The sequence below is a fragment of the Pedobacter faecalis genome (genome assembly GCF_030182585.1).
Lineage (GTDB): Bacteria > Bacteroidota > Bacteroidia > Sphingobacteriales > Sphingobacteriaceae > Pedobacter > Pedobacter faecalis.
Genome location: NZ_JARXOW010000001.1, coordinates 2,628,684 through 2,649,201 on the forward strand (window position 1 = coordinate 2,628,684; position 20,518 = coordinate 2,649,201).

Annotated in this window: 16 protein-coding genes; 8 read left to right on the forward strand and 8 right to left on the reverse strand. The window is 45.9% G+C overall.

What is annotated here, in order from left to right; genetic code table 11:
- Positions 1 to 7: 7 nt before the first annotated feature.
- Entirely contained in the window at positions 8 to 1,810 is a 1,803-nt protein-coding gene (locus QEP07_RS11930; protein ID WP_285010333.1) for a DUF4153 domain-containing protein, read from the forward strand.
- 25 nt (positions 1,811 to 1,835) lie between these two features.
- On the forward strand, positions 1,836 to 4,067 hold the full coding sequence (locus QEP07_RS11935) for a helix-turn-helix domain-containing protein (RefSeq protein WP_285010334.1): 2,232 nt from the start codon (positions 1,836 to 1,838) through the stop codon (positions 4,065 to 4,067).
- 10 nt (positions 4,068 to 4,077) lie between these two features.
- Here QEP07_RS11935 and dapF read toward each other — a convergent pair whose 3' ends face one another.
- The gene (gene dapF, locus QEP07_RS11940; RefSeq protein WP_285010335.1) at positions 4,078 to 4,863 is read right to left on the reverse strand and encodes a diaminopimelate epimerase; all 786 of its coding nucleotides are present in this window, start codon (positions 4,861 to 4,863) and stop codon (positions 4,078 to 4,080) included.
- Positions 4,864 to 5,042: 179 nt separating this feature from the next.
- On the opposite strand from dapF, the gene QEP07_RS11945 reads away from it, so the two are divergent.
- The 4 genes from QEP07_RS11945 to QEP07_RS11960 all read left to right on the forward strand — a co-directional run bounded on the left by QEP07_RS11945 (position 5,043) and on the right by QEP07_RS11960 (position 10,212).
- Positions 5,043 to 6,551: a Do family serine endopeptidase gene (locus QEP07_RS11945; protein WP_256002235.1), complete on the forward strand. Its 1,509-nt coding sequence runs from the start codon at positions 5,043 to 5,045 to the stop codon at positions 6,549 to 6,551.
- A gap of 186 nt (positions 6,552 to 6,737) precedes the next feature.
- Positions 6,738 to 7,418, forward strand: a complete 681-nt coding sequence (locus tag QEP07_RS11950; protein WP_285010337.1) for a succinate dehydrogenase cytochrome b subunit — start codon at positions 6,738 to 6,740, stop codon at positions 7,416 to 7,418.
- A gap of 23 nt (positions 7,419 to 7,441) precedes the next feature.
- Positions 7,442 to 9,421, forward strand: coding sequence for a fumarate reductase/succinate dehydrogenase flavoprotein subunit (locus QEP07_RS11955; protein ID WP_256002230.1), 1,980 nt, complete (start codon positions 7,442 to 7,444; stop codon positions 9,419 to 9,421).
- A gap of 20 nt (positions 9,422 to 9,441) precedes the next feature.
- Positions 9,442 to 10,212, forward strand: a complete 771-nt coding sequence (locus QEP07_RS11960) for a succinate dehydrogenase/fumarate reductase iron-sulfur subunit (RefSeq protein WP_285010339.1) — start codon at positions 9,442 to 9,444, stop codon at positions 10,210 to 10,212.
- A gap of 82 nt (positions 10,213 to 10,294) precedes the next feature.
- Here QEP07_RS11960 and QEP07_RS11965 read toward each other — a convergent pair whose 3' ends face one another.
- From QEP07_RS11965 to QEP07_RS11975, 3 genes are all read right to left on the reverse strand, one after another.
- Positions 10,295 to 12,346, reverse strand: a complete 2,052-nt coding sequence (locus QEP07_RS11965; protein ID WP_285010341.1) for a M56 family metallopeptidase — start codon at positions 12,344 to 12,346, stop codon at positions 10,295 to 10,297.
- Complete coding sequence (locus QEP07_RS11970) at positions 12,343 to 12,720, reverse strand: BlaI/MecI/CopY family transcriptional regulator (RefSeq protein WP_285010343.1); 378 nt, start codon at positions 12,718 to 12,720, stop codon at positions 12,343 to 12,345. The genes QEP07_RS11965 and QEP07_RS11970 overlap by 4 nt, the downstream gene beginning before the upstream one ends.
- Positions 12,721 to 12,943: 223 nt before the next feature.
- Positions 12,944 to 13,132, reverse strand: coding sequence for a hypothetical protein (locus QEP07_RS11975; RefSeq protein ID WP_256002219.1), 189 nt, complete (start codon positions 13,130 to 13,132; stop codon positions 12,944 to 12,946).
- A 176-nt stretch (positions 13,133 to 13,308) separates the two neighbouring features.
- Here QEP07_RS11975 and QEP07_RS11980 point away from each other — a divergent pair, with 176 nt between their 5' ends.
- Together QEP07_RS11980 and QEP07_RS11985 are read left to right on the forward strand one after the other, a co-directional pair.
- The gene (locus QEP07_RS11980; protein WP_256002215.1) at positions 13,309 to 14,334 is read left to right on the forward strand and encodes a sensor histidine kinase; all 1,026 of its coding nucleotides are present in this window, start codon (positions 13,309 to 13,311) and stop codon (positions 14,332 to 14,334) included.
- Complete coding sequence (locus QEP07_RS11985; protein ID WP_285010346.1) at positions 14,331 to 15,083, forward strand: LytR/AlgR family response regulator transcription factor; 753 nt, start codon at positions 14,331 to 14,333, stop codon at positions 15,081 to 15,083. The genes QEP07_RS11980 and QEP07_RS11985 overlap by 4 nt, the downstream gene beginning before the upstream one ends.
- Here the strand turns inward: QEP07_RS11985 and QEP07_RS11990 are convergent.
- The 4 genes from QEP07_RS11990 to QEP07_RS12005 form a co-directional block, all read right to left on the reverse strand.
- Positions 15,080 to 15,829, reverse strand: coding sequence for a lysophospholipid acyltransferase family protein (locus QEP07_RS11990; protein WP_285010750.1), 750 nt, complete (start codon positions 15,827 to 15,829; stop codon positions 15,080 to 15,082). The genes QEP07_RS11985 and QEP07_RS11990 overlap by 4 nt on opposite strands.
- 2 nt (positions 15,830 to 15,831) lie before the next feature.
- A complete protein-coding gene (locus QEP07_RS11995) occupies positions 15,832 to 16,386 on the reverse strand; it encodes an NUDIX domain-containing protein (protein WP_256002206.1) in 555 nt (184 codons plus the stop codon).
- Positions 16,387 to 16,405: 19 nt separating this feature from the next.
- Positions 16,406 to 18,898, reverse strand: a complete 2,493-nt coding sequence (locus QEP07_RS12000; RefSeq protein ID WP_285010348.1) for a TonB-dependent receptor — start codon at positions 18,896 to 18,898, stop codon at positions 16,406 to 16,408.
- Positions 18,899 to 18,996: 98 nt separating this feature from the next.
- A complete protein-coding gene (locus tag QEP07_RS12005; RefSeq protein WP_285010350.1) occupies positions 18,997 to 20,424 on the reverse strand; it encodes an L-serine ammonia-lyase in 1,428 nt (475 codons plus the stop codon).
- Between the last annotated feature and the right edge of the window lie 94 nt (positions 20,425 to 20,518).

Below are 20,518 nucleotides of genomic sequence, written 5' to 3' on the forward strand. Positions count from 1 at the left end.
GGGTTCCATGAAAATAAAACTTCCTTCAGTTAGGTCGCTCTGGTTGCAAGCCAGTATGGTTGTACGCAGATTTCCTTTACAGGTGCTGATTGCTGTGGCCGCCTCTGTGATCCTTTGCTTTCTTGTCGGTCTCGATTCTCGTAACGGTTCGCTGAATGATGTATTGATAAAATCACTTCTTGTGTTGAATTTCGGGCTGGCGCTGCTGTTGTCGGCCGACCTCTTCGCAGAAGCAAGGCGATGGTCGGCCGGCCCGGTATGGACAATGCGTCTGTTGGTTATCTTGCTTTGCCTGGGTCTGTTTCTTTTACTGGATCCGCAAGTGTTTACTGCCGATAAATACCGGGTTGTACTTCTGGCTTTTGCTTTCCATTTACTGGTGTCTTTCGCACCTTTTACAGGCGGTAGCGGGACTTTAAACGACTTTTGGCTATATAATAAAAGTCTTTTCATCCGGTTTTTAACCGCTGCGTTATATGCTGCGGTACTTTACGCAGGATTGGCGATCGCGCTTGCGGCTGTGGACGGGCTCTTCGCTGTGCAGATCAGCTATAAGGTGTACCTGTCGCTTTTCAGTATAGTTGCCGCCGGCTTTATGACAGTGTTTTTCCTTGCAGGAGTTCCGACGGTTTTTGTGCGGGGTGATTTGAAGGAAGCGTATCCTAAAGGACTTAAAGTTTTTACGCAGTATGTTCTGATACCCTTAATGGCAATTTATCTGGGGATTTTACTGGTGTATGAACTAAAGATCATTGTGAACGGGGAGTTGCCGAAGGGACTGGTATCGATGCTGATCCTTGGTTACGCAGTATTCGGCATATTATCGCTGCTGCTGGTATATCCAATCCGCACGCAGGAGGGCCACGGGTGGATAAGACTGTTTTCCCGGTTTTTCTATGTGATGATGATACCGCTTGTCATTTTACTACTGCTTGCAGTATGGGCGCGGGTAAGCCGTTATGGTGTTACAGAGCCGAGATATCTATTGGTGATTCTGGCCTTATGGCTCGCCTTTATCACGGTTTACTTTCTGCTTAGCAGAAAGCAGAACATCATGCTGATTCCGGTTAGTCTCTGCGTGTTGGCACTCCTGGCAGTCTACGGTCCACAAAGCGCTTCCTCGCTGTCGCGCTTCTCGCAGCAGAGCCGCTTAAAAAAGCTTATGGCATCGAAAGACAAAGAAGATGTAGCCCAACGGGCAGGAGTGGTTGATTATCTTGTTGACATGCATGGGCTACCGGCTTTGCAGGCCTTTACGAAGAGGGATTTGGCAGATGTTGAGCAGCGAATATTGCGGGCTACTGAAAGCACCCCACGCTTTACGCGGCTGGCCGCGCAAAAGGATTCAGCATTTGCCATACTTAAAGTAACGAGGCCTCATGAAGTGATGCGGTATGTTGTCCTGAAGCCAACAGGCGGTGCCCTTCAGGTAAGCGGTTACGATTACGTGATTCCCGTGAATGGTTATTCGTCGCGCAGGGAATCGGAAATAGGCAGTGTTCCGGTTGTAGTAGAGCACGTCGCGGCGGGGAAACTTCATTTACAGATCGGTACGGCCAAGGTAGTACAACTAGATTTGACGAGTGCATTCAATAAGCTAAGCAAGATCTACCAGAAAGGCGCAGCTTCTCATTTTTCCGGCGATAGCTTTAGTCTGCCGGAGCAATATTTCTCGCTATGCGCATCGGCCGCAGGCTATGACTATTGTCTGAAGCTAACGAGTGTTTCTTTTTATCATGGCGACGCGAAGCCTGATGAACCCGAGGCGCAGCCTGCTTATGAAGGATATCTGCTGATCAGGGTCAAGTGACCTTTTCTTATTAACTTTGCTAATAATGCAAGATGAAACCGCCGGGCCTGCTCAATTGGCAGCAAGATACGTTAACTACACCTCCAGACATATTTTTCTCACCGGTAAGGCCGGGACGGGGAAGACCACTTTTCTCCGTAACCTCATTGCGCAAACGCACAAGAAGGCAGTAGTAGCGGCGCCGACAGGGATTGCTGCCATTAACGCCCAAGGCGTCACGCTCCACTCCTTATTCCAGCTGCCTTTCGGTACTTATCTTCCAAAACAGCCAAATACCGAAACGGCGGATTTAAGTGCTAACTATCATACTCCGCAGTCCATAGTGCGCCATTTGAATATGAATGCTGCGAAGCGTAAGGTGCTGACCGATATGGAGCTTTTGATTATCGACGAGGTGAGTATGCTTCGAGCTGATCTTCTCGATGCCGCTGATATGATGCTGCGCTATGTGAGGCGAAACGCTAACAGTTTTGGAGGAGTTCAGGTGCTTTTTATTGGTGATCTTCATCAACTGCCACCCGTTGTAAAGCCGACGGAATGGGGTTTGCTGGGGCAGTTTTATAAAAGCGTCTACTTCTTTGACGCATTGGCTTTGCAGCAGCATCCGCCTGTGTATATCGAATTGAAGAAGATTTACCGCCAGGCAGATAATACGTTCATCAATCTGCTGAATAATTTAAGGAACAACGAAGTAAGCCCGGAAGACCTGGCGCTTTTGGACAGGTATTACCGCCCGGACTTCAGGCCCTCTCCTGATGAAAAATATATTACGCTCACCACGCACAACAACAAGGCCGAGGGGCTGAATAAGGAGAGCCTGGACTCCCTTGGAGGCCGTGTTTTCAAGTATGTAGCCAAGGTAGAAGACGAGTTCAGTGACTATGCTTATCCAGCGGATTACAGTCTGGAGCTTAAGGTTGGCGCGCAGGTCATGTTCATAAAGAACGATCCGAGCGGGGAACAGCGGTTTTTCAACGGTAAGATTGCTACGGTGACTGACCTTGAAACTGATCGTATTGAAGTGCAGGCCGACGAAAACGGGGATAAAATTGTGGTTGAAAAATATAAATGGGAAAATTTCAGGTATAGTCCGGATAAGGTGAGCGGAGAAATAAAAGAGGAGCTTATCGGTACGTTTACGCAGTACCCGCTAAAGCTGGCCTGGGCGATTACGGTGCATAAAAGCCAGGGGCTGACCTTCGACAAGGCCATCATTGACATCGGAAGTGCTTTTGCGCCGGGTCAGATTTATGTCGCCTTGTCGAGGCTCAGATCACTTGAAGGCCTGATTTTGACCTCCCGGCTCCAGAGCTCTGGAATCCGTCAGGACCATAATGTGTGTTCCTATTCAAGAAATAAACCCGTAGTGGAACAGTTGGAAGCCCAGATGCTCGCCGAGACGGAACATTACCTTAGATCTTATTTGCTCGAAAGCTTTGATCTGACGCCACTGGACAATTACGTGTATGAACACGTTCATTCGTATACCAAAGATATTAGTAAATCGGCCAAGCAAAAGCATGCACGGTGGGCCGCTGAGCTGTTGAAAGATCTTGGTGAACTGAAAGCACATGCCCTAAAATTTCTGCAGCAGATCAGGAGAATGACGCAGGTGGCATCGCCCGACGCTTTGTCTGCGCTGCTAGACCGGGTGAAGGCGGCGGCCGACTATTTCACTCCCCGCCTCTCGGAATTTTCAGCGCGTATATTTGAACGGGTTGAGCTCGTAAAACAGGACAAGCAGGTGGCGGCCTATCTAAAGGAACTGCAGGAGATGGAAGCTAACTTCTTTGAACAGGTGAAGAGAATTAAGAAAGCCGAGGCCTTGTTGAGGGCGATGCTGAAAGGGGATGAATTTACCAAGACTCACGTAAATGAGTTGATCAACACTGAAGAGCGCGCAATACAAATGGAGAAAGCGGGCTCGGCAAAGGGTAAGGCGGTTAAACCTAAAGATAAAGCAGACACCAAAGCGCTGTCGCTAGAGCTCTTTCAGCAGGGGAAAACCGTTGCCGAAATAGCTGCTGAACGGAAGATGGTTGCAGCTACTATTGAAGGGCATCTGGCGCATTATGTGGCTACACAGGAGATAAATGCGGAGGACATCATCGGACCGAAAAAGCTTCAGAAAATTGTGCAGGCCATAAAAGTATTGCAAACCGTTAATATAACGCCCATAAGAACTCATCTCGGCAATAAGTTTACATTTGGCGAGATCAAGATCGGATTAGCGGCTTATCTGGCGGATCGGGACTAGCGCCAGTCTTTCAGATTTGAACTGTGCCCCGAAAAACTTGTTTAGCTGGCCCGCAAAGGAAGATATTGGAAAAGCGGCTTCCGTCGTAGTCAAACCTTATGGTCAGATCACCACCCAATACTTTTACAGGCGTCTCGATGGCTCCTTTTTGGCCTTTGTATGCCGCCATAGCTAAGGCAACAGCGGTTACGCCTGTACCGCAGGCATAAGTTTCATCTTCTACACCACGTTCGAAAGTTCGGACAAATAAATGGCTCCCCATATCTTCGACGAAATTGACATTTACGCCCTCTGCGCGATAAGTGTCGTTGTTGCGAATGGCTTTCCCCTGATTGTAAACGTCGTAGGTGGCCAAGTCGGCCGTTTGCCGGACATAATGCGGGGATCCAGTATTTAAAACCCAGGAGGTATCATCTTTCGCAATTGCGTCAACGTCAATCATTTGAAGGTCAATCCATTCCCCTGATTCTGAAATTTTGGCATAGTGCGGTCCGTCTACTGCCAAAAAGTTTGTCTCGGTTTCGGCTATATTAAGAAAGCGGGCGAAGGAGACGATGCATCGGCCCCCATTTCCGCACATGGTTCCGGGTCGGCCATCAGCGTTATAGTATACCATTTCGAAGTCGTAGCCTTCTCGGTTCTGCAGGAGCATGAACCCGTCGCCCCCAATGCCAAAACGCCTGTCACACAGCTTTTTTATGCCTTCGTGATTGCCGGAAGGGAAGGTCTGTGACCGGTTGTCTACTAAGATAAAGTCGTTTCCGGCACCTTGATATTTATAGAATTGGATTTCCATTTAGTTGTTGTAACGGCCTTTTAACATTTTTTAACAGAATTGATGGCGTGTTACTGATGCAAATATCGTTCTTATGGTATTAAATTTGAATAAATGAAACAAAAGAAAATGTATCGGCCTTATATAATGAGAATGATATGATTAACAGCTATAAAAGTATGACGATAAACAGGATAGAGATGAAAAAAATGGGAGTAATTGTGCTTGCGGCATTCATAGGTGGTGCGGCGGCAATTGGCGGCTACAAAATGCTCGAGCCAAAGCAGGATGCGCTATCATTCGAAGAACAACAGAAAGTGATCTTTGCTAATAATCCTAAGTTGTCTTCAGCGGGCACGATAGATTTTGTGGAGGCCGCGGCTGCGGTTTCACCCGCGGTGGTTCACATTAAGACAAGTTATGGAAGCGGCGCTGCGCAACGCAGTGCTTCGCCGTTTGATATGTTTGAAGACTTTTTTGGCGGCAGGGGCGGTAGAAGGATGCCTTCTGTTCCGCGGGCAGCGTCTGGCTCTGGTGTGATATTAACGCCGGATGGTTACATTGTGACCAACAATCACGTGATTGACAATGCATCAAAAATTGAGGTGATTTTGTCAGACCGCCGAAAAGTAAGTGCTACAGTGGTTGGTAAGGATGCTAATACGGACCTTGCCTTGATTAAGGTTGAGGCGAACAATCTGCCGGCCGTCAGAATGGGTAACTCAGATAATGTACAGATTGGTGAGTGGGTTTTGGCGGTAGGTTTCCCGCTGGACTTACAGACAACTGTTACCGCAGGGATAGTGAGTGCCAAAGCAAGGAGCATTGGTATACTGGCACAAAACAGGGAAATGACAGAGCAGGAATATGAAGAATATCAGCGTACCGGAAAGGCACCTGTGCCAAGCAGTATTGAATCGTTTATACAGACTGACGCGGCGATCAACCCCGGTAACAGCGGTGGTGCCCTTGTGAACGCTGCCGGAGAATTGATCGGTATCAATGCGGCTATTGCGTCTAGAACCGGAACGAATGAAGGATACGGTTTTGCGATTCCGATTAACCTCGCAAAAAAGATTCTGGATGATTTCAGAAAGTATGGTGCAGTAAAACGTGGTTATATAGGCGTGTCTTTCGCTCCGCTTGACGCTGATCAGGCTGAAAAACTTGACGTAAAAGATATCACCGGGCTATATGTGAGTGAGGTAATGCCGAATAGTGCAGCTGCTGCAGCTGGCTTGCAAAAAGGAGACATCATCAAAAAAGTGGACGGGAATGTCGTTTACGATTCACCTGATCTTCAGGAAAAGATCGGCCGTATGAGTCCAGGTGATAAAGTGCAACTCACTTATTCAAGAAATGGACAAATGAAGAATGTTACTGTAACTCTAAAGGGTGAAAGCAGTGTTGGCGTGAACACTTCAACAGCTTCGGCATCAGGCACGAGGGTAGAGCGTCTGGGCGCATCATTTGCTCCGGCACCTGCCGACATGAAGGCGAAGTTTGGGGTTAAAAATGGAGTGATTGTGACTAATGTGGAACAAGGAAAAGCATTTGATTCGTTCCGGGACCCTAAAGGTTTAGTGATCACCAGCGTGAACGGAAAGCCGGTAAACAGTGCGGGTGATGTAAAGGCTGCTATGTCCAGCTCAGGTACAAACACGATATCAGGGGTGAGTGCCAGAGGTTCGTTCAGCTTCACGTTCTAAGTACCTCTGATTAATTAATTTTTTGGACGGGAGACTGATTATTGGTCTCCCGTTTTATTTTGCATATACAGCCTAGTTTTAGAATGTTTCTAAATAGCTTATTTCCCGCTATTTTGCCCCGGGTATTTACTAAATAATTCTTTAATTAAATACTTTTGCACAACAGAACTAAAAAATAAATCTTAAATGGCTAGTTTCGGAAACGCACTTTCCTCATCTATAGGGAAGAAATTAATTATGGGCATTACGGGCCTGTTCCTGATCACTTTTTTAATTGTGCACTGCTTTCTCAATTCACTCATATTCGTGAACGATGGTGGACTGACATTTAACATGGGTGCCCATTTTATGGCTACCAACTGGATAATTAGGGCTATGGAGATCGTTTTGTTTGCAGGTTTGCTTCTTCACATCTATCAGGGCTATAATCTTGCAGCGCAGAACCAGGCAGCAAGACCGGTGAAATACGCGGTCACCAACGGGAAGGCCAATAGTAAATGGTATTCCAGATCAATGGGCTTGCTTGGAACGCTTTTATTGATTTTCCTCATTGTTCATATATCGAAATTCTGGGTTGTGTCGCGTTTTACCGGTATCCCGACCACCGATGTGAGGGGGCAGGAAGATTTGTTCGCGGTTATGGTTGAAACATTTAAAAATCCGTGGATTGTGCTGTTATATGTACTGGCCATGATATCTCTGGCTTATCACTTATTGCATGGGTTTGCTTCGGCTTTTCAGACCTTGGGTTGGAACCATAAAAAGTACTCGCCGATCATAAAGGCTGTTGGTGTGTGGTACTCCATCATCATTTCCCTGCTTTTTGCAGCTATGCCGATTGCAATGCATTTTGGATTTATTAAATAATCGTTGATCTTAAGTTGAATAAAATGGCAGAATTAAATGCACATATACCTGAAGGGGAACTAACTGAGAAGTGGACTAAGCTCCGCTCTTCGATGCCTTTGGTGAATCCGGCCAACAAACGCAGTATTGAAATCATTGTGGTGGGATCTGGACTTGCCGGAGCTTCTGCGGCGGCCACGCTTGCTGAAATGGGATACAAAGTCAAGTGCTTTTGTTTTCAGGACTCGCCAAGACGTGCGCATTCGATTGCAGCGCAAGGCGGAATCAACGCTGCAAAAAATTATCAGAATGATGGGGACAGCGTTTATCGCCTGTTTTATGACACTATAAAGGGTGGCGACTATCGCGCCCGTGAAGCAAACGTACATCGTTTGGCGGAAGTGAGCACGAGCATCATTGACCAATGTGTGGCTCAAGGTGTTCCACTTGCAAGAGAGTATGGCGGTTTGCTTGACAATCGCTCATTTGGTGGTACGCAGGTACAGCGGACGTTTTATGCAGCGGGCCAGACAGGTCAGCAACTTTTGCTTGGCGCCTATAGCGCGCTTGAGCGTCAGGTTGGCATGGGAAAAGTTCAGATGTATTCACGTCATGAAATGCTCGATGTTGTGGTTGTTGACGGCAAAGCCCGCGGTATTATTGCACGTAACCTGCTTACAGGCGAGTTGGAGCGTCATTTTGGCCACGCCGTGCTGTTGTGCAGCGGTGGCTACGGCAACGTATTTTATTTGTCTACGAACGCAATGGGCAGTAACGTGACTGCTGCATGGAAGGCACACAAAAAGGGAGCATTCTTCGGAAATCCTTGCTATACTCAGATTCACCCAACTTGTATCCCGGTGTCGGGCGATCATCAGTCGAAGTTAACCCTGATGTCTGAGTCGTTACGTAACGACGGGCGTATCTGGGTTCCTAAGAAAAAAGATGATAACCGCAGACCAACGGATATCCCTGAAGATGAAAGAGATTATTATCTGGAGCGGAGATACCCCGCGTTTGGTAACCTTGTTCCTCGTGACGTTGCATCACGTGCAGCTAAAGAGCGTTGTGATGCAGGTTATGGGGTAGGAAATTCCAAATTAGCTGTTTACCTGGATTTCACCGCAAATACCGAACGTTATGGCAGAATTGAGGCCAATAAACATAATATCCATAATCCGGATAAGGAAACCTGCATGCGTTTAGGCAGGGAAGTAATTAAGGAGAAATATGGTAACCTGTTTGATATGTACGCACAGATCACGGGAGAAAATCCGTATGAGACGCCGATGCGTATTTATCCGGCAGTTCACTACACCATGGGCGGACTATGGGTAGATTATAACCTCATGACTACTGTGCCAGGTCTTTATGCGCTTGGCGAAGCGAATTTCTCTGATCACGGAGCTAACCGTCTTGGTGCATCTGCGCTGATGCAAGGTCTGGCAGACGGCTATTTTGTTATACCATATACCATTGGTGCTTATCTATCGAAAGAGCTGGCTACAAAACCAATCCCGGTTGACCACCCCGCTTTTGTGGAAGCAGAGGCAAATGTGAAGGCGACGCTTGACAAGTTCCTCTCAATCAAAGGAACAAAGTCGGTCGACTATTTCCATAAAAAGCTTGGGAAAATTATGTGGGACAAATGCGGAATGGCGCGTAACGCACAGGGACTGACAGAAGCTATAGCTGAGATACAGCAGTTGCGTAAGGATTTTTGGACTGATTTGCGTGTACCCGGTGAAGCAAATGAGCTCAACACGGAATTGGAAAAGGCCGGTCGTGTTGCGGATTTCATTGAACTTGGAGAGCTCATGTGTATGGATGCGCTGAACAGAAATGAATCTTGCGGTGGTCACTTCCGGGAAGAGTATCAGACAGAGGAAGGTGAGGCGCTTCGCGATGATGAGAATTATTCATATGTGGCCGCCTGGGAATACACAGGTGATGTAACCTTTGCCTTGCATAAAGAGCAACTGGCTTTCGAAAACATTAAGGTTGCACAAAGAAGTTATAAATAGGAGTACCAAATCTCAATATTATGAGTACAGGAAATATGAATTTGACGTTAAAAATCTGGCGTCAGAAAAACAATAAAGCTAAGGGTCAGCTGGTAGATTACAAAGTCTCTGATGTTTCACCGGATATGTCGTTTCTTGAGATGTTTGATGTGCTGAATGAAGATCTTATTGCAAAAGGCGAAGAGCCTGTCGTATTTGATCACGACTGCCGCGAGGGAATCTGCGGCGCCTGCTCAATGTTTATCAATGGAAGGCCGCACGGACCAAAGGAAGGTGTGACGACCTGCCAGTTACATATGCGTTCGTTCAAGGACGGTGACACCATAGTGGTTGAGCCTTGGCGCGCGAAGGCTTTTCCGGTTATCAAAGACCTCATGGTTGACCGATCTGCGTTCGATCGCATCATTGCTTCTGGCGGTTTTATATCGGTAAATACAGGTAATGCCCAGGATGCAAATGCTATTCCTATTCCTAAGTCTCAAGCTGATGCAGCTTTTGAGGCTGCGGCTTGTATTGCCTGCGGAGCCTGTGTAGCCACCTGCAAAAACGCCTCGGCAATGTTGTTCGTGTCAGCAAAAATTTCACAATTGGCGTTGTTACCGCAGGGTCAGCCGGAACGTTACAGGAGAGTACAAAGCATGGTAGCGCAAATGGATGCAGAAGGGTTCGGTAACTGTACAAATACGGGTGCATGCGAAGTGGAATGCCCCAAAGGCATCTCTTTGGAAAACATTGCCAGAATGAACCGAGACTTTTATTCTGCCAAATTTGTATCTGAGGAAGATATTTAATAGTTTTATACTACGAGACAAGGGAATACATTAATGAAGCCCGGCTTATATTAAGCCGGGCTTTGTTTTGAGGCATTAATAACTAGTCTTGCTTCTGTTTGCCTTTGGCATTTTTTGTCGTAATAACAATGACGCCGTTCTTTCCGTCGGTCCCGTATTTTTGGACTGCAGTTGCATCTTTGAGAATCTCTATGGAGAGTATATGGTTCTGATTGATGTTGCTTAGTGGCGAAACTCGTTCTTTTCCGTTGTTAATCGCTTTCAAGCGGACACCGTCGATGACATATAAGGGACTGGTTGGGCCTTCAAGGTCTTTCAAATTGATCATATTTGCTCCGGTTTTCCTGGCTTCGATACGAAGGCCCTGCACTTTTCCGTTGAGCTGTTCTTCCACATTTGCTACAGGCGGTTTAGCCTCTTTCGCTGCTGAGAATAAAATAGGTATGTTGAATTTCACACGGACAACTTCCCCGTTTTGCATACCAGGAATCCATTTTTGACTGTTACTAAGCACCCGCATCGCTTCTTCATCTGTGCCATAGCCCAGTTTGCGCTCAACTTTTATGTCTGTTAACGTGCCATCTTTTTCGACTACAAATGAGAGGTACACCCTGCCGTTCACGCTGTTTCGCTTTGCTTCTTCGGGGAAAACGATCGTTTTTTGCACCCACTCGTAGAATTGCTCAAACCCGCCCGGATACGTAGGTTGCCTTTCAAGGGAAACAAAGTCGTAGATTTTGGTATCTGGAACGTTGTCGCCACCCTTCACTGAATCCTCCGTATCGTTCGTTTGGACATTTTTGGGGGAGGAGTCTACATATCCGCGAATATGTACTTTCTGCAGACGCTCATATCCGGCCAGGTCAACTATATTTGTGTTGTGTTTATTTGTGGATACTCCTGCAAGTGAGAATTCGCAGGTGATAATATATTTCCCTTCTTTAATTCGTTTATACCCTTCGTAACTTAAAATCGCCTTCATTAGCTCCTGATCTAAATCGCCGCCAAGCGTTTTACCTACGATTCCTATATCCGAAACTGATCCGGCCAAAACCGTAAATTTAATCGTACTGTTACCCTGAAGACTCTGCTCACGTGCAGATGGAGCATATCGTACGCTTCGCATAAGATGTGTATAGAAAGGTTTCCAATCGTTCTGAATACTATCGTTTTGAGTGTGCCGGGCAATGTATTCATTGAGATTTTCCTTTCTTTCCTGTATAAATGGCGCGTATTTTACTACATGCTGAGCAGCTTTAAGAGGTTCGTTTAGGGGGATCTCGTGAGTGATAGCCTTGATCTGTTCACTCTCTCTAATGGTGGAGGATGACATCACAAGTGCAATGGCGAAAAGTGGGAGGAAAAGGCCATATTTGATCAGGCCAATTTTCCGTGATCTCTGTTTGTGTAACATAAAAATTCTTTTTTTGATTAATGATTTGTTGAAAAAGCTGTTGACCAACTCGCTTTGAGGAATTTTGAATGCCTTGCTCAATAGCAACAGCGTATATTGTTCTTTATCACCTTGGAATTTTGCAGCAGCCTCATCAGCAAGGTATTCATGTATGTTCTGCACCGCTTTTTTGTATAAATATGTCACAGGGTTAAACCATGCGACTGCAGAAAGTAGCTCAAAGAATATCAGATCGGCCGTGTGCCATTGTCTAATGTGTACTTCTTCATGACGTTCTATGGTGTTGTGTCCGGGAAGTGCAGGATCTACTACTTTGGCCCTGAGAAATGAAAAAGCGTTTCCTTTTGACGCTTGTCTTATCATCTTTTTGACCGATAGCAAACGTAAAGCAAGCCTGATTATCACAAACGTTACGCCTGTGAAATAAATGACCACAAGCCATTGCCCCAAGACGAATGTCTCAGGCTGAGCTTCTGCTAAAGACACCTGGGCGAGATAATCATTAATTTGCACGGCGCCGGTGTATACAGGCTGAACTGCCGGCTGTGATACAAACCACTCTATTCTCAAGAATGGTATAACCAGTGAAAAGACACCTGCAGATAACAGATAAATTCGGTTCAAAGTAAAGTAGGTCTCTTTATCTAGCAAGAGCTTGTAAAAGCCATAAAATACCACCAGGTAAATGTTGACTTGTAGAAGATAGTGTGCCCAGGTCATCTTGGTCGGTTTTTGAGGTCCTTAATCATTTTGAGAATTTCGTCAACATCGTTCAAGTCAAGTTTCTCCTCTTTTACGAAGAACGAGAACATGCTTTCCACGGAGTTTTCAAAGTAACCTCCAAGAAGCTTTTCGGTGGCGTGACGTTTATAATCCTCTTTGCTGATGAGTGGATAATACTTGTGTGACTTGCCAAAGTTCTCGTGGTCTACAAAGCCCTTTGTTTCGAGTATCCGGACGATTGTGGATACGGTATTGTAAGCAGGTTTGGGCTCGGGCAGGTGATCGATGATATCCTTGACGAAGCTCTTCTCGAGCTGCCATAAGATTTGCATGATCTGCTCTTCTGCTTTTGTTAAATCTTTTATTTCCATACAGTCTTATAATTAGGTTACAGACCCGTAACGGCAAACTGCGCAATAAGCCATCAACTAAGTCTTTAGTACAAACGTATAACTAATATTTTAGTTTTTAAAATATTATTAATAATATTTTGTTGCTGAGGTGATTGCAAAAAAAATGGCAGGTATCCACCTGCCAGATTTACTATTAACTAAAAACTAAACTTTACAATTTCTGTGCCGCAGAGCCACCCGGTTACCTAACCGCGGAAGTGCCTGCCTGAACGATCATGTTGTTACTTACGGCCTGCTTGTTCCCAGCGGCCTCTATTTCTCCTACGGTATTTGCGTTGTGAGCTACCAGCGTAAGTATCATTACGATAAACACGGGTACCAGCAACAGCAGGAAGGGTGAAACAGATTGGTAAAGTGGTGACGTTTTCATAATCGTTGAGTTTTGATGAAACAAAGAGAATGAAATATAAATTGCCACTAAAATCTTTTAGACGAAGCATATATAATTCTAGATGAACAGGTAAAAACGGTAGTTTTGTCGTAAATTGGAACATTTGCCGTATTGGTAGATTAAAATCGCCAGTTCGTCGATGCCCCGAACCCGATATGAAGAATAAAAGTGCTTTTACCGTTCACCTGATTTTCTGGCTTATGATGGCCATTGTGCCCGTTGTTGGTGCAATAGGGCAAAATTTGGGGGGCTATGATATCGTCATCAAATATGGTTACTATGCGGTGATCAACCTCTCGATATTTTATATCAACTACACCCTGCTCATACCTATGCTGATCCAAGAGCAGAAGCGATATGGAGTGTATGTTTTTGCAATCTTCCTTGTTATTGCCGTCATGGCATTTATTAAAACGTTCCTGGCCAGTCTCAACATCGACTTGGTACTAACACATCGTATGGACGGCAACACCATTATGCGTGAGGACCTGGAGAGCTTTGCGGTAAAGTCTGTCTTCTTTTCCGGCTTTTTTATCGTTGTTAGTTCACTGCTGAAGTTTGCTATCGATTGGTTTGGTAATGAAAGCGCACAGCGCAACCTGATGAACGAGAAAAGGGAGATGGAACTTCAGTTTCTGAAATCTCAGCTTAATCCTCATTTCCTCTTTAATTCTTTGAACAATATCTATTCGCTTGCTTACCAAAAGTCTGATAAAACCGCAGACGCGATCCTGAAGCTCTCTGAGATCATGAGATATATGATTTATGAAAGCAACGATAGCTGGGTTTCTCTTAGCAAGGAGATTGAATATGTGCAAAGTTTTATAGAGCTACAGAAATTAAGGTTCAGAGACGGTGCCTACGTAGACATGACGATGAGCGGCGAGATTGATAACCAACGGATCGTCCCTCTTATTCTTATCTCTTTCGTTGAAAATGCGTTTAAGCATGGGGTTGCAAACGATCCCGAAAATCCAATACGGATCAATATTATCGCTAATCAGAAAATATTGCATTTCAGCATTAGCAACAAAAAAAGCCATGGCAACAAAGACAGAATGGGAGGCGTCGGACTAAACAACGTGGAGCGTCGGTTGCAACTGCTCTATCCTGATAGGTACAAGTTAAACATAGTGAATACGGCGACGCACTACACCAGCGAATTAATGCTAGACATATGATCAAATTAAAATGTATTGCGGTTGATGATGAACCGCTCGCCCTTGATATCATTGAAGATTACGTATCCAAGGTGCCCTTTCTTGAACTTGTTACAAGAACGGAGAATGCTATTGAAGCGCTGCAACTTGTTCAGGCTGGTGGCATTGATCTGGTTTTTCTCGATATTCAAATGCCGGAACTTACAGGGATACAGTTCCTAAAAATAGCCAACGCCAAGGCTCACTTCATTCTTACCACCGCTTACTCTGAATATGCACTTGAAAGTTACGATCTCAATGTTTCCGATTACTTGTTAAAACCGATAGCGTTTGATAGGTTTTATAAGGCTGTTGAAAAGGTTCATGCCAAGGCGGCACCTGTAAGTCCTGTGCAGGTCATCCAATCGCCCCATCTGCCTGCGGTAAAACCTCCCGCGGCTTCGACTCCTGTGCAGGATTTCATTTTTGTAAAGACCGAACATAAAATTCAGCGAATCGCGCTGGAAGACATCCTATATATCGAAGGGCTTAAGGATTATATCTCTATTTACACAAAGGCAGAACGGGTCATTACATTGCAGAATATGAAAAGGATGGAGGAGACTTTGCCGGCCAATCATTTTATACGTGTGCATAAGTCGTATATCATATCGCTAGACAAGATTGAAAGCATTGAACGAAGCCGAATTTCAATCTGCGGGAAGGTGATTCCCATAGGAGATACATATCGGGACGAATTTTTCAGACGTATCGAAAATAAAAATATCTAGCTGTCGGCGATAACCTGGCGAAGTTGCATTCTGATAGCCGTTTCGGCCTCAGCAACCACCTCTTCCACCGGCCTACCCGCAGGCTCAATTGGAGTAAGTACCGTCCATCGCAACCGTTCGCCAAAGCTGAGCGGATAGGTTCCGTATTGTACGAGCTTCCAGGAGTTTTCTATGGCTACCGGGACAATTAAAGCCTGCGGTACTATCTTGAGCAGGGTTGCAATGCCGCCAACCTGAAATGGTTTTAGCTGACCTGTTTTGGAGCGGGTGCCTTCAGGAAAGATCATTGTTGACCAGTTGTTTTCCTTCATTCGCCGGCCGAGCTTGATGATCTCGGAAATAGCTTGTTTGCTGTCTTTGCGATCAATATTGGCGCCGCCCCCGTATTTCAGGTTATACGATATGGAAGGGATACCTTTGGTAAGTTCAATTTTTGAAATGAATTTTGCATGATATTTCCTCAGGAACCAGATCAATGCGGGGATGTCGTACATGCTCTGATGGTTGGCAATAAAAATGATCGGCCTGCCCAAAGGGAGTTCATGGTCGTTTCGGAAGCTCACGGAGGCACCCATTAGCAAATCACTATAAGTGAGAAAAAAATTCAGTATATCCACCGATTTCTTATGCGCCTTGTAACCAAACACCCGGTAGCAAATCCATTGTATGGGATGGAATATTAACAGAAATGAAAAAAAGGCAATATAGAATAACGGACTAAAGATGTAGCCTAATACCTTATTCATCATTACAGCTGCCCCTCCAGGAGCATGATCTTGGTTTTCAGTATTGCGGCAACACTCATGCTGTCGGTAATCTGCCCGTTCAATACCATTTGATATACCTCTGAAAAAGGAAGTTTTCGTATAATTAACTGCTCGGTTTCCTCAGGCTCAGCATCGCCCAGGCTCAACCCTCTGGCTATATAAATAATCGCCAACTCATTGGTTACAGAGTTGGATAAATGCATCCGTTGTATTTCAAGCCAGTCCCCGGCCGTTATTCCGGTCTCTTCCAGCAGTTCACGCTGTGCGCTTATAAGCGGGTCAGTATCGAGGGGGCCGCCGCCTTCCGGAATCTCCCAGCTGTAGGCTTTTAGGGGAAATCTGTACTGACCAACAATCCATGTATTCAATGATTCATCTAAAGGCAAGATGCCAATAGCAAGGTTCTTAAAATGAACCTCGCCGTAAATTCCCTTTCCTCCGGATGGGTTGATCACCTGATGTTCGGTCAGGCCTATCCAGTTATTCTCATAAATCTTATGACTTGCTATAGTAGTCCAGGGATTGGTCTCTTCCATGAGTCAAATATAAGAAAACTTAAAAAGGTTCTTCGCCGGAGCCCATGTCTTGTGTTTCAGGCTTCCTGCTTCGTTTTGGCTTAAAATCAGTTTGCCCAAAACGATACGAATAAGTCAGATTGGCCATTGTGCCCTGCATTCTGCGCTTAAAATCGATCGTCGTGTTATCAGCGGTCGTGGTCATGCTCCAGTTTCTGGTATTGAACACATCGCGTACATTCAGGCTAAGCGATGAGCGCTTGTTCTTAAAATCATACTTAGCACCCGCATCAACCGCATACATGGCATTTCTTTTCCCCTGCGACATCACCTCTGGTGCCCTGTAATCTCCTTTTATCTGAAGCGTAACCCCGTAAGGGAGCACGAAGTTATTAGTAAGATTAGCATTCCAGCTGAAACCTGATGTTTTTGTCAGACCGAACTCGGGCACCGCATCTATGTGTGCCTGATAAAGGTTCACGTTACCAGTAAAATTCCAAGCCTTAGCTACATCGACACGACCGATAAGCTCTAGTCCGCTGTTGATGCTTCTGGTCAGGTTCTGCGGCGTGGTAAGCGTAACGCCGGGGATCTCCTCATATAAAGTCCGCACCCGTTGGATCACGTCGTTCGTTTGTCTCAGATAAGCACTTGAGGTCAGCGTAACCTTCGACCAGTATTTACTATAGCTTAGTTCAAACGCATGAACATCCTCTGGCCGAAGATTAGGGTTGCCTCGTCTATAGTTCAGCTGATCAGATACATCCAGGAACGGATTGGTGTCCCACCCGCGCGGACGGTTTACACGGCGACTGTAACTGAGTTGAACCTGCTGCTCACCCTTGAATTTCTGCGTCAGGAACACGCTTGGATAGATGCGCGTATAATCTACCTTGCCCGGTGTATAGTTTAACGCGCCGGTATAATCAAAAGTCCCCAGCCTTGTATCTAATCTCGCATCTTCACCTCGCAAACCAATCTGGTAGCCGAAATTGCCCACCTGTTTCCGGAAATTCAGATAGAGCGCGTGCACCTGATCTTTATTGTTAAATTTATTTGTCAGTTGGAGATCGGTATAGTAAACTCCAGTGATCTCATTAAGACGATCCGCATAGGTGGCGTCGTCAGAGATACGTATCTGGCTTCGGTAGCCCGCTTCGAAGGTTCCGGTTTCTCCAATAGGGAGCGTGTAGTCGATTTGCCCAACATAATTTCTGTTGATGCCGCCTCCGTCGGTTTGCAACGGTGCTTCACCATCAGCCCCGAACAACACATCCGTTGAGTAAAACTGGAAATTGTCATTAGTGCCTTCCGAAAAGCTGACGTTAGCCGTCAATTCTTCTTTAGGCCTGCTGAACTTCCGGCTGTAGTCAAGACTGAGATCATAACTGCCTCCCGACCTCGTGTTATCGTTCTTACGGTTGCTCAGGTTAATGGGATCGCCTGAAGCATTAAGTTGGTCTACGCGCAGAAGTTCATCCTGAGTGTTATCCCTTATGTTGAATCCACCAGAAAAACTTAGCACATTCTTTGCGTCAATCGTGTAGTCGAGCCCGCCTTTTAAGTTATGATTTTTGTCAAGAGAACGCGAGTCTGTCGTCTGATCGGCAAAACCGGTAACCACATTGCTGCCGTTTATTGTTTCAGAATACGTCACATTGCTATATCCTCCTCCTAAACGGTTTCCGTAGCGATAACCGTAGTTTCCGTATACATTAATTTTGCCATTTTGGAAACTCAGGCTCGCATTACCGTTATAATTATCTCGATTTCCTGCAGTTAAGGCAACAGATCCGTTAAGGCCAAGTTTTTTATTCTTCTTAAGAACAATATTGATGATGCCAGACTGGCCCTCGGCATCATATTTCGCCGAAGGATTCGTGATAAGCTCTACTGTTTCAATAGAGCTGGCAGGTATCGATTGCAGGATCTGGGCGACGTTCCCTCCTGCTATTGCAGATGGCTTACCGTCGATCAGCACACGTACGCCGCTTGAGCCCCTGAGACTTACATTTCCGTCTATGTCCGTTTGTACCGAAGGCACGTTTTGGAGCAGATCAGAGGCCGACCCGCCCTCGCTAACCAAACTTTGATCAACTGAAAATACTTTCTTGTCAATGCCCAGTTGCATAGTAGCCCTTTGTGCGGTAACGTTGACTTCATTCAACACCGTGCCGGCTGATGGTTTCATCTTGATGGTCCCAAGGTTCACCGGTGTATTACCAATAGCGACAGAATCGCGCACCATGGTTTGATACCCTATGTAACTAATTTTGAAGGTATAAAAACCGGCAGGAATTCCGACGATGTTCAAATTGCCGTTTGCGTCAGACTGAGCACCCTTCACTACAGCTTTAGTCTGTCTGTTAAGTATAACGGCAGAGGCAAAAGGTACCGTCTCTCCGGTAGAGGCGTCGGTGACCTTAGCAGATATTGAACCATCTGCAGGCGCTTGGGCAAAAGCCTGGACTGCGCCGGCAAAGCAGAATAGTATAAGGAAATGTAATAGTGTCTTAATTGTCTTTTTATTCATCTAGGTCTCCCGTTTGTGTTTTAGAGGGACAAAGAAACGGCCAGTTCGTTTAAAAAAGAAAGCAGTAACTATTTTATTACCGAATCAAGGCATTAATATTAACATTCCGGCAAACTAAGCGGGATATTGGTAGCAAGACCCCCGTCGGAGGTTTCTTTATACTTGGAGTTCATGTCTAAGGCGGTCTCCCACATGGTGTTGACTACGGCATCCAGGCTTACTTTGGCTTTATCCGGGTTACTCTGAAGCGCAAGCTGGCTTGCGGTGATGGCTTTGATAGCACCCATCGTGTTCCGTTCAATGCAAGGAATCTGAACCAGCCCGCCAATCGGATCGCAGGTCAGCCCCAGATGATGTTCCATTGCTATCTCAGCAGCCATCATCACCTGTCGCTGTGATCCTCCGAGGCATTCCGTAAGCGCCGCTGCCGCCATGGCAGACGATACTCCAATTTCTGCCTGACATCCGCCCATTGCAGCAGAAATTGTCGCGCCTTTTTTAAAAATGCTTCCTATTTCGGAAGCACAGGCAATAAACTGCGTGATCCTCTCATCCGAAAAGCCATTACAAAAAGTAATGTAGTATTGAAGCACCGCAGGAATCACACCGGCCGCCCCGTTCGTAGGTGCGGTAACCACACGGCCGAAAGAAGCATTCTCTTCGTTGACTGCCAATGCAAAGCAGCTTACCCAGTCAAGTGTATAATTAAAGCCGTTTCCGCCCGATCTAATGGCTTGTACCCAGCTTTCATAGTCGGTGTAACTCCGCCCGCTCATGAGGCGCTTATTTAAAGCTACCGCCCTGCGTGCTACGCTCAGCCCTCCAGGTAGAAATCCCGGGGTATGGCAGCCACGGTATATGCAGTCCCGCATCACGGTATAGTGTTGTAGAATTCCTTTGCGCGTTTCTGCTTCAGGCCGCCAAGCAAGTTCATTTTCCATTACGACCTCAGACACCTTCAACCCGGTAGTGAGGCACCAGTGTAGCAAGTCCGCCGCTTTTTCAACCGGGAAAGGAAGCTCCACCTGTTCTTTCTCGTTTCTGTCCTCGCCTTCTTTAATAACGAAACCACCGCCAATGGAATAGTAGGTTTCCGATATCGCTCTTCCTGTGTTCAAAAACGCCTGGAAGGTGACTGCATTAGGGTGGAAGGGGAGGCTTTCTGTAAAAAGAAAGATCAGATCGGTCTCATAATCGAAGCTAAGTAATTTTTCTCCTGCCAGCTTAAGTAGCTGGTCGTTCCGGATTGCAGCAATGGTCGAATCAATGGCATTGACATCAAAAGTCACCGGATCGCCGCCAGCCAACCCAAGAAGAATAGCAATATCAGTACCGTGGCCTTTACCTGTTTTAGCAAGCGAGCCATATAAAAGAATCTTTATTTGCTCCACCTGCTCAAGTGCACCCTGAGCCTTAAGCGAGGTTGTGAATTGCTGTGCAGCACGCCACGGGCCAAGCGTATGTGAGCTCGACGGACCAATACCAATCTTAAAAATATCAAATACCGAGATCTGTTCCCTTTGCATCCCGCAAAACTAAGCAGTTTTATTGTTATTCCACTCTAAATACTTGCATACAAAAAAGCCTGCAACCAGAAGATGCAGGCTTTTTTGTATTTAT

What these genes read in the sequence shown, in the direction of transcription:
- QEP07_RS11930 (WP_285010333.1), top strand. Translation starts at nt 8, where the DNA reads ATGAAAATAAAACTTCCTTCAGTTAGGTCGCTCTGGTTGCAAGCCAGT.
- QEP07_RS11935 (WP_285010334.1), top strand. Translation starts at nt 1,836, where the DNA reads ATGCAAGATGAAACCGCCGGGCCTGCTCAATTGGCAGCAAGATACGTT.
- dapF (WP_285010335.1), bottom strand. Translation starts at nt 4,863, where the DNA reads ATGGAAATCCAATTCTATAAATATCAAGGTGCCGGAAACGACTTTATC.
- QEP07_RS11945 (WP_256002235.1), top strand. Translation starts at nt 5,043, where the DNA reads ATGAAAAAAATGGGAGTAATTGTGCTTGCGGCATTCATAGGTGGTGCG.
- QEP07_RS11950 (WP_285010337.1), top strand. Translation starts at nt 6,738, where the DNA reads ATGGCTAGTTTCGGAAACGCACTTTCCTCATCTATAGGGAAGAAATTA.
- QEP07_RS11955 (WP_256002230.1), top strand. Translation starts at nt 7,442, where the DNA reads ATGGCAGAATTAAATGCACATATACCTGAAGGGGAACTAACTGAGAAG.
- QEP07_RS11960 (WP_285010339.1), top strand. Translation starts at nt 9,442, where the DNA reads ATGAGTACAGGAAATATGAATTTGACGTTAAAAATCTGGCGTCAGAAA.
- QEP07_RS11965 (WP_285010341.1), bottom strand. Translation starts at nt 12,346, where the DNA reads ATGACCTGGGCACACTATCTTCTACAAGTCAACATTTACCTGGTGGTA.
- QEP07_RS11970 (WP_285010343.1), bottom strand. Translation starts at nt 12,720, where the DNA reads ATGGAAATAAAAGATTTAACAAAAGCAGAAGAGCAGATCATGCAAATC.
- QEP07_RS11975 (WP_256002219.1), bottom strand. Translation starts at nt 13,132, where the DNA reads ATGAAAACGTCACCACTTTACCAATCTGTTTCACCCTTCCTGCTGTTG.
- QEP07_RS11980 (WP_256002215.1), top strand. Translation starts at nt 13,309, where the DNA reads ATGAAGAATAAAAGTGCTTTTACCGTTCACCTGATTTTCTGGCTTATG.
- QEP07_RS11985 (WP_285010346.1), top strand. Translation starts at nt 14,331, where the DNA reads ATGATCAAATTAAAATGTATTGCGGTTGATGATGAACCGCTCGCCCTT.
- QEP07_RS11990 (WP_285010750.1), bottom strand. Translation starts at nt 15,829, where the DNA reads ATGAATAAGGTATTAGGCTACATCTTTAGTCCGTTATTCTATATTGCC.
- QEP07_RS11995 (WP_256002206.1), bottom strand. Translation starts at nt 16,386, where the DNA reads ATGGAAGAGACCAATCCCTGGACTACTATAGCAAGTCATAAGATTTAT.
- QEP07_RS12000 (WP_285010348.1), bottom strand. Translation starts at nt 18,898, where the DNA reads ATGAATAAAAAGACAATTAAGACACTATTACATTTCCTTATACTATTC.
- QEP07_RS12005 (WP_285010350.1), bottom strand. Translation starts at nt 20,424, where the DNA reads ATGCAAAGGGAACAGATCTCGGTATTTGATATTTTTAAGATTGGTATT.